Source organism: Paenibacillus sp. (assembly GCF_035645235.1).
Taxonomy (GTDB): domain Bacteria; phylum Bacillota; class Bacilli; order Paenibacillales; family YIM-B00363; genus Paenibacillus_AE.
In genome coordinates this window covers 57,408-68,736 of record NZ_DASQMZ010000210.1, presented here as the reverse complement: position 1 = coordinate 68,736, position 11,329 = coordinate 57,408, and the positions used below count along the sequence as shown (strand labels likewise).

General features: G+C 54.0%; 12 protein-coding genes. 10 read left to right on the top strand and 2 right to left on the bottom strand.

All coding sequences use genetic code 11. From position 1 onward, the window contains the following. From VEZ38_RS19900 to VEZ38_RS19855, 10 genes are all read left to right on the top strand, one after another. Positions 1-1,049 (top strand): glycoside hydrolase family 38 C-terminal domain-containing protein (locus VEZ38_RS19900; RefSeq protein WP_324896652.1); only part of this gene is annotated, 1,049 nt, incomplete at its 5' end. Then, positions 1,046-2,236, top strand: a complete 1,191-nt coding sequence (locus VEZ38_RS19895; protein ID WP_324896650.1) for a glycoside hydrolase family 88 protein — start codon at positions 1,046-1,048, stop codon at positions 2,234-2,236. The genes VEZ38_RS19900 and VEZ38_RS19895, both read left to right, overlap by 4 nt. A gap of 258 nt (positions 2,237-2,494) precedes the next feature. Continuing rightward, positions 2,495-3,466, top strand: a complete 972-nt coding sequence (locus VEZ38_RS19890) for an NAD(P)-dependent alcohol dehydrogenase (RefSeq protein ID WP_324896648.1) — start codon at positions 2,495-2,497, stop codon at positions 3,464-3,466. Positions 3,467-3,601: 135 nt separating this feature from the next. Next, complete coding sequence (locus VEZ38_RS19885; protein WP_324896645.1) at positions 3,602-4,558, top strand: sigma-70 family RNA polymerase sigma factor; 957 nt, start codon at positions 3,602-3,604, stop codon at positions 4,556-4,558. A 61-nt stretch (positions 4,559-4,619) separates the two neighbouring features. After that, on the top strand, positions 4,620-5,048 hold the full coding sequence (locus VEZ38_RS19880) for an SRPBCC family protein (RefSeq protein WP_324896643.1): 429 nt from the start codon (positions 4,620-4,622) through the stop codon (positions 5,046-5,048). Between the two features lie 74 nt (positions 5,049-5,122). Continuing rightward, positions 5,123-5,470, top strand: coding sequence for a DoxX family protein (locus VEZ38_RS19875; protein WP_324896641.1), 348 nt, complete (start codon positions 5,123-5,125; stop codon positions 5,468-5,470). A 156-nt stretch (positions 5,471-5,626) separates the two neighbouring features. Next, entirely contained in the window at positions 5,627-6,532 is a 906-nt protein-coding gene (locus VEZ38_RS19870) for an ABC transporter permease subunit (RefSeq protein ID WP_324896639.1), read from the top strand. Then, positions 6,529-7,458 carry an ABC transporter permease gene (locus tag VEZ38_RS19865; protein ID WP_324896636.1) on the top strand — a complete coding sequence of 310 codons (930 nt, stop codon included), beginning with the start codon at positions 6,529-6,531 and terminating at the stop codon, positions 7,456-7,458. The genes VEZ38_RS19870 and VEZ38_RS19865 overlap by 4 nt, the downstream gene beginning before the upstream one ends. 375 nt (positions 7,459-7,833) lie before the next feature. Then, positions 7,834-9,378: a sodium-dependent transporter gene (locus VEZ38_RS19860; protein WP_324896634.1), complete on the top strand. Its 1,545-nt coding sequence runs from the start codon at positions 7,834-7,836 to the stop codon at positions 9,376-9,378. Next, positions 9,375-9,482 carry a methionine/alanine import family NSS transporter small subunit gene (locus tag VEZ38_RS19855; protein WP_324896632.1) on the top strand — a complete coding sequence of 36 codons (108 nt, stop codon included), beginning with the start codon at positions 9,375-9,377 and terminating at the stop codon, positions 9,480-9,482. The genes VEZ38_RS19860 and VEZ38_RS19855 overlap by 4 nt, the downstream gene beginning before the upstream one ends. A 134-nt stretch (positions 9,483-9,616) precedes the next feature. On the opposite strand, the gene VEZ38_RS19850 is transcribed toward VEZ38_RS19855, so the two are convergent. Both VEZ38_RS19850 and VEZ38_RS19845 read right to left on the bottom strand, forming a co-directional pair. After that, on the bottom strand, positions 9,617-10,429 hold the full coding sequence (locus VEZ38_RS19850) for a carbohydrate ABC transporter permease (protein WP_324896630.1): 813 nt from the start codon (positions 10,427-10,429) through the stop codon (positions 9,617-9,619). Beyond that, entirely contained in the window at positions 10,430-11,314 is an 885-nt protein-coding gene (locus VEZ38_RS19845; protein ID WP_324896628.1) for a sugar ABC transporter permease, read from the bottom strand. It abuts the gene before it with no gap. Positions 11,315-11,329 lie beyond the last annotated feature (15 nt).

The window sequence follows — 11,329 nt, the reverse complement described above, 5'->3', positions numbered from 1 at the left end:
AAGCGGACGGCTTCGAATGGCGCGCCGACGGCATCGACACGCCGTTCTACGAAATTCGTTGGAACGCGAACGGTCAGCTGGAGCGCATCTACGATAAGACGTACGGGCGCGATGTGTTAGCCCCGGGGGCCAGAGGCAACGTGCTTCAGGTGTTCGAGGATAAGCCGATGCAATTCGACGCGTGGAACATCGATTTGTACTACCAGGAAAAGATGCGCACGGTCCAGGATTTATCGTCGGTTACGCTCATCGAGCGCGGTCCGCTCCGCGCGGTCGTCGCGTTCGAGTGGACGTATATGGATTCGACGATCCGCCAAGAGCTGCACCTGTTTGCGAAGCGTCGCCGGATCGACTTCCGCACCGCGGTCGATTGGCGAGAGCAGCACCAGCTGCTGAAGGCGGCGTTCCCGGTGGACATTCGCGCCGCGGAAGCGACGTACGATATTCAATACGGCAACGTGAAGCGACCGACGCATTGGAACACAAGCTGGGACTATGCGCGATTCGAAACCGTGGGCCATCAGTGGGCCGACTTGTCGGAACGCGGCTACGGCGTCAGCTTGTTGAACGATTGCAAGTACGGCTACGACATTAAGGATAACGTGATGCGTATCAGCTTGATCAAATCCGCGACGTACCCGGATCCGAACGCCGACCAAGGGGCGCATGCGTTCACGTATTCGCTGCTGCCGCACGGCGGCGATTGGGCGGCCGGCGGCACGGTGGAAGAAGCGTGGGACTTGAACGACCCGGCGAAGGCGACGGCCGGCGCGGCGCTTCGCGAGCGCTTCTCCTTGTTGCGCGTCTCCGCGGCGAACATCGCGATCGACGCCGTGAAGAAAGCCGAGGACGGCGACGGCATCATCGTCCGATTCCATGAATTCGAGGGGCGGCGCGGGCCGGTGACGATCGACTCCGACCTGACGATCGTTTCTTGGCAGGAAACCGACTTGATGGAACGGCCGATCGAGGACGCGCGGACGGGGCCATTAGAATGCATGGTGAAGCCGTACGAAATCAAGACGTTCTTCGTAAGGTTCCGGTCATGAGGAAGACGGCAAACGTCGAAACGGAGGGACGCGAGTCGATGGACCAGTTGGTCGAGCGAGCGCTGCGGGACGCCGTCGCCAAGACGAAGCGGAATACGCTGCGGCACGGCGATCGGTTCCCCTATATTACGGAGGGGCAACGATACGATTGGCGCGACGACAACAATGAATGGATCGAGGGCTTCTATGCCGGGCTGGCGTGGCTGGGATTCGAGTACGAAGGGGACGCGGCGCTCGGCGACGCGGCCCGGCGCTTGACCGCGCGGCTCGTCGAACGCATGGTTGCCCATCGCGCGATGGGGCATCACGATATCGGATTTCTCTATTCCTTATCGACGAAGGCGGAATGGATCGTCGACGGGGCGGCCGCGGCGCGCGGCCGTACGGTGCAGGCGGCGGATGTGCTCATGGAGCGATGGCGGGCCGGCGGGCGGTACCTTCAGGCGTGGGGGGAAGAGGGGCATGCAGAGCACGGCGGGCGCATCATTATCGATTGCCTCATGAATTTGCCGCTGCTCTTCTGGGCGTCCGAGACGACGGGGAACGCGCGCTATCGGGAAGCGGCAGAAATCCAGGCGGCGCGCTCGCTGAAGTATTTGATGCGAGGGGACGGCTCGTCGTATCATACGTTCCGATTCGACCCGGTCACGGGGGAGCCGATCCGCGGCGAGACGCATCAAGGCTACCGCGACGGCTCGACGTGGGCGCGCGGGCAAGCGTGGGCGGTGTACGGCTTCGCGCTCGTGTACCGATATACGGGGGAGCGGCGGTATTTGGACGCGGCGGTCCGGGCGGCGGCGTATTTCCTCTCCCGGCTGCCGGACGACGGGGTTCCGCACTGGGACTTCGATGCGCCGAAACATGGCCTTAGCAACCGGGACAGCTCCGCTTCGGCGATCGCCTTATGCGGACTGCTCGAGCTCGGGCAGCTCCTTGAACCGAGCGCCCCGGAGCGGGAATCGTTCCGCGAGGCGAGCGAGCGTCTCTTGCGCGCGCTGATCGTAGCCTGTTCGACGCTGGACGATCCCGACGCCGAGGGGCTGCTGCGGCACGGCGCATACAACGTCTTGGCCGGCAAGGGACCGGACGATTATATGATCTGGGGCGATTATTTCTACGTCGAGGCGCTGATGCGCGTCGCGAAAGGCGTTCCGGGGTATTGGTACGAGCGGAAGCGGGACGTTTGATTTGAACCGACCAGTTGCGGCATTATGAATTGGGAAGAGAAGATGGTGAAAAAGGCATCGACCTTAACAAGGGTCGGTGCCTTTTTATGATATCGAACCGGGTACGACGCTCGCGCCGACACGCGCGGGCCCGCGATCCGCCGTTTCTTTAGTTTTTTTTTATATTTCGTTTATTGGCTGTTTACACCTGACGGCTATACTGAAAGCGAAGGGTTGTTACGGGAGAATGAGGTGTTCAAGGAAACGGGGAGGGCTTTTATGAAAGCAGTCGTTTGCCCGAAATACGGTCCGCCGGATGTTCTTCAGATTAGGGAGTTTGCAAAACCGGTGCCGAAGGATCATGAAATTCTGGTGAAAGTATTGGCGACGACGGTCACCGTAGCAGACGTCAGGGTCCGGAGTTTTACCGTTCCGCGTTCGGTGTGGCTCCCGGCCCGGATCGCGCTCGGGATAAGAAAACCCAAGCGGCCGATCTTGGGAATGGAGCTGTCGGGGCAGGTAGAGGCGGTCGGCAAAGCCGTGAAGCGGTTCGCGAAGGGAGATCAAATTTTTGCAGCCACCTTGGGCGACTTCGGGGCGTATGCCGAGTATAAATGTCTGCCTGAGGACGGGGCGGTAGCCATGAAACCCGAAAATATCAGTTATGAGGAAGCGGCAGCCATTCCCATCGGGGCTCGCACGGCACTGTACTACCTAAGGAAAGCAAATGTACGGAACGGGCAGAAGGTTCTAATTTATGGAGCCTCCGGGAGTGTAGGGACCTATGCGGTGCAGCTTGCCAAATACCTTGGGGCGCACGTGACGGGCGTGTGCAGTACCAAAAACGTAGAGATGGTCAAAGCGCTTGGGGCCGACGAAGTCATCGACTACACGAAAGAGAAATTCGCCTCGCAAGGGGCGAGATTCGACGTCGTATTCGAAGCGGTGAACAAGAGCTCTTTCCCCGATTGCATGAAGGCGCTAAAGAATAACGGTGTCTACATTAATGTAACCGAGCCTTTCCCTAACCTACGAATGATCTGGACGAAAATGACGAGCAAGAAGAAGCTGCTGCTCGGGCAAAACGCACCCGAAACCGCGGAGGCGCTTGAATTTCTTAAGAACCTTGTGTCGGCGGGGCGGCTCAAACCGGTCATCGACCGACGTTATCCCCTGGAGCAGATTGTGGAAGCGCACAGGTATGTCGACGAAGGACACAAGAAGGGGAACGTCGTCATCCAAATCGGATGAGTGGCAGCGGGCTCGCGAAGGAAGACATGAAAGAGTTGTCCCAATCGGCGGGCGACTCTTTTTCTATATACAAACGATTTATCCAATAGGTATGATAGTATGGAAGAATTCTTTCCATAAGAGGTGGAAGACGCAATGAACGTAACCGCGTCAGATTTACATTCATTCGAAAGCCTGAAGCCGGAGTTAACCTCGTTCTGTTATAGAATGCTAGGGTCTATCGATGACGCGGACGATGCCGTGCAGGAAACCTTCATTCGCGTCTGGCAAGGCGGGAACTCCTTCCGACAGGAATCCTCATTTAAAACATGGGTCTATCGGATCGCATCGAATCTATGCCTGGACAAGCTAAGACAAGCGAAACGCCGCATCCGCCCCGTAGACTTCTCCGGTCCTGCAGAATCCATCGTCGAACCTCGCGAGACGTTGCCAGACTCGTCTTGGATCTGGCCGGCCCCCGACTTTTCGAATAATCCGGAAGATATTTTCATCCGCAAAGATACGTTGCATATTTGTTTTATCACGCTCTTACAGCTCTTGCCTCCGCGTCAACGCGCGGTAATCATTTTGAAGGATGTATTCGAGTGGCCTTCCAAGCAGATTGCCGAGACGTTAGGCATGTCGTCGGCAGCGGTGAACAGCGCTCTACAGAGAGCCAGAGAAACGTTGGAGCGGGAACAACTTCGTTCCGATGCATTCGACAGAAGCGAAGAGTCGCCTGATCAGGAATTGTTGGCGCGTTATGTGGAAGCCTTCGAGCAATTCGATATCGACGCCCTGGTCGCTTTGTTCCATGAAGAGGGTCGGATGTCGATGCCGCCGTTCCCGATGTGGGTGCGCGGCAAGGACGACTTGTTCAAGTTCTTCACGCTTACGCGCTGGCATTGCGAGGGCTCCCGGTTCGTGCCGGTTACGGCGAACGGCGGCGTTCCTGCATTGGCGCAATATATGCTGAGCAGGGAAGAAAACTGCCTGGTCCCGTGGGGCATTCACCTCTTAGAGGTGAAAGACAACAAAGTATTTCACGTTCAAAATTTCATCCATCGAAAATTATTTGCTCGATTCGGGCTTCCGGATCGGTTGGACCGATGAATTTCGCCGGTTGGTTTCGTCTACAGAAGTGAGAACAAAAACAAGAGAGGGTGTTTTTCAAATGGAGACGAGTCAACCGACGAAAATTACCGTGCAAGCCGTCATTCATGCGCCGGTAGAGAAGGTATGGAGGTATTGGAGCGAGCCGGAACACATCACGAAGTGGAATCAAGCTTCGGAGACGTGGCATGCGCCGAGGGCGGAAAACGATTTACGAGTCGGAGGCAAGTTTCTTACCCGGATGGAAGCGAAAGACGGCAGCATGGGGTTTGACTTCTTTGGAACATATGACGTCGTGGAGCTGCACGAGCAGATTTCTTACACGATGGAAGACGGGAGAAGGGTAGAGATCGTCTTCACGAAACATGGGGACGAAACGAAGGTGGCGGAAACGTTCGACGCGGAAAGCACGCATTCCGTGGAGATGCAGCAGGCGGGCTGGCAAGCGATCTTGAACAATTTCAAGAAATATACGGAGGAGTCCCGGTGATCGAAACAAAAACGGAAACGGGAACAACGCCTGCGCACGACATCTCTCGGGCACGGCTTTGGACGGCGCGTATCATGAGCGGGATGGTTATTGCGTTCATGCTGTTCGATGGTATCGGGAAAATCGCCAAGCCGGCGCCAGTGACGGAAAGCACGCTCGCGCTCGGATTTGCGGAAGGGCACCTCGCAACGATGGGGATTCTCGGAATTCTTTGCACGATCCTGTACGCCGTACCGCGAACGCGATTCCTAGGGGCGCTATTGCTCACAGGATACTTGGGAGGCGCGGTGACCGCGCATTTCAGGATCGATAATCCGTTGTGGACCCATATGCTTTTCCCCGTCTATATCGCAGTTCTTGCCTGGGGGGCGGTATGGCTGTCGGATCGAAGATTTCGCAATCTCCTCCGGGAACGGCAATAAACGAAAATACAGCGGTAGTCTAGGACTTCTTTTTCGGTCATAGGCTGCCGCTGTTTTTATAAGAAAGCTCGAAATCTACTTGAATTTAGTTAGTCACTAATTATAATAGGGTTATACTTGGCTTCCAAATATTTTCATCCCGAGGGGGTCCGTCATGTGAGAGGGTTGCGCGTTGCAGCCGCATGGTTCGTTGTGTTGGCGGCCGCCTTGTTTATCGCCGCCGTGCCGGTCGGGCTCCAGATAACGAGGGGCATTCCAGGCGAATGGTTGAGCGGCAACGTTCGCGTACGCTGGTCCTTCATGTGGAACAACTTCAGAAATTACGTGAAGGGGTTCGGGAACGGCGAATCGTTCAGGTACTATTCCGGGCAGTACGAATACTATTTTTGGGAACAAATCGGGGATTATTTTCAGACGTCCCTCATGTATCTTTCCTTAGGGGCGGTCGTCGGCACCACCGTTGGTTTGGTGTTCGGACTTATTTTTACGTATTCGAGCAACGAATGGTGGAAGCGCGGCATTGAGATGACAGGCGCGCTGCCGGACTTCGTCATCATCTTATTGCTGCAATACGCGATCGTGGAAATCGCGAAGGAAACCGGGATCGTAGTTTTCAAGGTCGCCAATGTCACGCGCGGGGACGAGCCGGCCATCATCCTGCCGGTCCTCTCGATGATCGTCATTCCTGCCTTGTATATCATAAGGAACGTGGCGCTGCAGCTGCGATTGACGTTAACGGAAGACTTCATCGGCACCGCGAAATCGAAGGGGTTGAGCAAAGGCTACATCTTAGTTTACCACGCCCTCCCGAACGTGCTTCCTTTCATGAAGGCGGATCTACATAAATTCATGGGCATCTTGCTCGGCAATTTGTTCATCGTCGAGTACTTTTACAATATTCATGGCATCACGAAATTTTTATTTCACGACGCGATCGGGCCGAGAGGGTACCAATACGACTTGGTGGCGAACGGCATTCTTGTGCTCCTATCCATTTACGGCCTGCTGTTTTTCATCATGAGGGCGTACTTATTCGGATGGGGGAAGGTGGTTGCGAGATGAGAAACATGACGTTATGGGTCGGTCTCTCGATAACGCTTCTGATGGTCGCGATCGGGCTGTTCGGTCCTCAGTGGGCGCCTTACGAAGCGGATTATCGGTTGGAACTCGATTATTTTATCAATGAGAAGGGGGAGCCGGATATGATCGCTCCGCCGCTTCCCCCCGGATCTCCTCATCTGCTCGGTACCGACTGGGACGGCTATGATATACTAACGATCATTCTATATGGCGCGAAGTACACCGTCTTCTTATCGCTCGGCATCGCGTTCGTCCGGGTTTTCGTCGGCGGCGCGTTAGGCATGGCGCTTGGGTACTTCGGCCGGTCGCCCGTCGAGCGGAAAGGAACGACCGGCGTGTTGGGGATGTTGAACGGCATCCCTTTATTTTTAATCGCCTATTTCATCCTGTTCCGCTCCTCGTTCAACAACTACGCCTCCCCGGTTTTTCTGTCGCTCGTTATGGCCGTCATCTTGATTTTGGTAGGATTGCCGAGCGTCACCACCACCGTGATGGATAAGACGCGCGAACTGAAGAGGCGTCCGTACATCCTTGCCTCCCAATCTCTGGGGGCAGGTCATTGGCGGATGATCCGGACGCATATATCCCTGCACCTAAGGGAGAGCTTCCTGGTCTTATTCGTAAATGAAGTCATCATGGTGCTCACGATCTTCGGGCAGTTGGCCATTTTCAATATCTTTGTCGGGGGAACGATCCATTCTTTGGGTTTATCCGGGACGGACTATATCAGCCGCACGAACGAATGGTCGGGTTTAATCGGAGAAGCGAGGTATAGCATGAACTCGTTCCAATGGATGTTTTGGTCTCCATTAACGTTTTACAGTACGCTTATTGTCGGATGCTACCTCGTCTCGAAAGGCCTTGAGTCGTATTACAAACAAAAATACAGCAGGTATAGCCACGTATAACAGAAAGGAAAGGTACACTCCCAGTCCTCTCGTTAGTCCCGATGAACGCCGGCGTTCATCGGGACTTTCGCATCTCGCGATTTTTTGTACTGTATTTACAACGCTTGTATAATTAAATATCCTCCACGACACCGAAAATTTCATTTTTCATGTCTTTTTTTGACACTCTTGGGCTTGAAAGCTAACTACTAAAATTGTTAACTTCCGTATGTCCAACATGACTCAAATTGTACTCCATGAGCGATCGCACTTCTCACAGGACAATTTTTTTAGATATTTTTTTGCAAAAAGTATTTATATACTATTAACCATATGATAGTATAAGTAAGCGCTATCACAATAAATTGCATAGTTGAACCAAATGGAGGAATGACAATGCAGCAACGTGAACAGTGGAACAGCAGGCTTGGTTTTATCCTCGCAGCGGCCGGATCGGCAATCGGCCTCGGCAACATTTGGAGGTTCCCGTATGTCGTTTACGATAACGGGGGCGGAGCATTTTTAATTCCTTACTTTTTTGCTTTATTGACGGCGGGAATTCCAATTTTGCTGTTGGAATTTGGAATCGGCCGCCTAGGGGGAGGATCAGCCCCGCTGGCGCTCAGCCGGTTGTCTCGCAGGTTCGAGTGGCTCGGCTGGTGGCAAGTCATGATTTGTTTTGTCATTACAACGTTTTATGTTGTCGTCGTCGCCTGGTCGCTCAGCTATTTCTTTTATTCGTTTAATCTCAACTGGGGCACCGACACGAAGGCGTTTTTGTTCGGTACCTATTTAGGCGTTCCCGATGGCGTAGTCACGGAGGCCGGGTGGAAACTAGGCGGACTGCAGTGGCAAGTGTTTCTCCCGCTTGCAGCCGTTTGGCTTGGTGTTTATTACGTGCTGCAGCGCGGTGTACGGCGGGGAATCGAGAAGGTCAGCAGAATATTCATGCCGATCCTCCTCGTCATTATGGTGCTCTTCGTCATTCGGGCGGTTACTCTTCCAGGGGCGTCGGTCGGTCTCAATCATTTGTTTACGCCGGACTTCGGGAAGATTCTCCCGGCTTTCTTAGGGGGAACGAACCCGGACTGGGCCAGCGTGTGGATTGCGGCTTACGGGCAAATTTTCTTCAGCTTATCCATAGCGTTCGCGATCATGGTCACTTACGCCAGTTATTTGGACAAGAAGCAGGATGTCAATAACAGTGCGTTTATTACGGCGTTCAGCAACAGCGGATTCGAGTTCCTTGCCGCGATCGGAGTATTCGCCGCCATCGGTTTTATGGCCGTATCGAGCGGACTCGACGTAAAAGATGTAGCGACGGCGGGTGTAGGCCTTGCTTTCGTCGTATTCCCGCAAATTATTAACGAGTTTCCGACGTTGAATGGAACGTTCGGAGCGCTGTTCTTCCTGTCGCTCGTGATCGCAGGGTTTACGTCGCTCATCTCCGTTATCGAAGTATTGATCGCCGCCGTCATGGATAAATTCCGGTTGACGCGGAAGGCGACGGTCAATTGGATTTGCGGCATCTGCGCCCTTATTAGCCTAATGTACGTCACAGGTGCAGGCATCATCTTCCTGGATATCGTGGACCACTTTATCAATAACTTCGGTATAGTCATTGCCGGGTTGCTGGAAGTCATACTGATCGGCTGGTTTGCAAAGGCAACAAGCATTCGCGAGGAAAACAACCTTGTATCCGATTTTAAAATCGGCTCATGGTGGAACGTAATGATCATGGGCATTACGCCGCTCGTGCTGCTGGTAATGACATACCAAAATTTCACAGTGGAGTTCTCGAAAGCGTACGAAGGTTATCCGTTCCATGCGCTGCTTACCTTCGGTTGGCTCATGCTTGCAATGACGCTGATCGTCACCTTCGTGTTAACCTACGCGTTTAAATGGAAAACCGCTGCGCACGAAGGAGGGGTTCAGGCATGAGCGGAGCAGCTATCGGCATGTTTGTGTTTGGAGCGGTTCTTTTGTGGGGCGGACTTGCGGCGACGATTACAATCGCACTGCGCAAACATAAAAAATCCGAATAAATTAAAAACAAAGCCTCCGGCGCAATGAAGCGCCGGAGGCTCTCTTACGTTGAACGTCAGGTTCACCCGGAACGCGTTGCCGATGACGAAGGCGAGCCGCATCCGCTTCTCCTGGTGCAGTCCGGATATCCGATTTAGAATTTTACGCTGCCTTCCTGCAAGCCGGTTACGAACTTTCGCGTCATGAGCAAGAACAATACGACCATCGGCACGACCGTGATGACTCCTCCGGCTGCCATCAGCCCCCAGTTCGTTCCGTATTTACTCGTAAAATTTAAATAAGACACCGAGACGGTTCGCACTTCCTCCATCTGCAATATCGCGTTCGACAAGAAAAATTCGTTCCATGTCGATAGCGTGCAGAATATGGCTGCGACCGTAAATGCCGGCTTGGCGAGCGGAAGCACGATGCTGACGAACGAGCGGAAGCTGCCGCAGCCGTCTATATGAGCCGACTCCAGCAAATCTCTCGGAATCCCTAGCATAAACGCGCGCATTAGGAAGACGTTGAACGCAAAGCCGCTGCCCACGTAAGGGATAATCACGCCCCACCACGTGTTAATTAAATTCAGTTGGACGAGAATGAAGAAAATCGGGATGAATCCGATCGGCATGCTCATCGAGACGAAGAGATAGCCGATGAACAGCGCCGAGCCGCGCGTCCGTAAATGGGTCAAGCCGTAAGCGGCCAACCCCGACAACGCGCAGACAAGCGTAACGGTGAACCCGGTAATAACGATCGTGTTCAAATAAGCGATATTATAGTTGCCTCGTTCCCAAGCATTGAGATAATTTTCAATCGTCCATGACGAGGGAAGCCCCATCGGATTTATAATAATTTCCGATTTCGGCTTAAACGAGTTTACTGCGAGCAATAGAATGGGAATCAACGCGAACGCGGACACGGCCAGCAACGGAAGATGGCGCCAGTTGAATCGGGTAAGCATCTACACGTCCCATCCTTTCTTCTTGCGCAGCCCGACGTAAACGATAATTAACAAAAACGTGATAATCATCTGGAACAGCGCAATGGCCGAGGCGTAACCCGCCCTCCGCCCGGATGTGCTCAACGTGTAATAATACGTGGATAACGTCTCCGTCGTATGCGCGGGCCCCCCGCCCGTCATGACGTACACCATCTCGAATGCGCCGAAGGAGCCGATGACGGTCAGGAACGTAATGATCACGAGCGTAGGTCGAATCTGAGGCAGTACGACGTGCCACATCGTCTGCGCTTTGCCGGCCCCGTCCAACTTCGCGGCTTCTTCCAGCGATTTGTCGAGTTGGGTCATCGCGGCAAGCAGCCAGATGACGTTGGAGCCGAAGCTTTTCCACATGTCGGCGATCAGGATGGACAAGAGGGCGAAGGAGGGAAGCGTTAACCCGGGCCAAGCCAAGAAGTCTAGGCCTGCCTTTTCCAAATAATAATTGACGCCGCTGAACGGGTTATACAGCCAAAACCAGATTTGCCCCGCGACGGTGACCGTAATGATCGAAGTCGAGAAGTAGATCGCTTGGTAAGCGGTTTGACCGCGTTTGACTTTCGTCAACCAATGCGCCAGCACGAATGAAAGGATGAGCGGCACCGTCATCCAAAACAGCATCCATTTGACGTTGTTCACGATAGCGATGCCGACGACCCGATCCCGAATCGCTTCCGCGAAGTTCGCAAGGCCGATAAATTTCGGAACATTCATTCCGTTCCATTCCGTTAACGGCAAATAGAAAGACATCGCCGCGGGAATGGTGACGATAAGCACGTGGAATGCGAGGCCGGGCATAATGTACCACCAACCGTTCGCCGCGGCGGCACCCATTGATGTGCGTTTCACGTGTTTCCTCCTTGC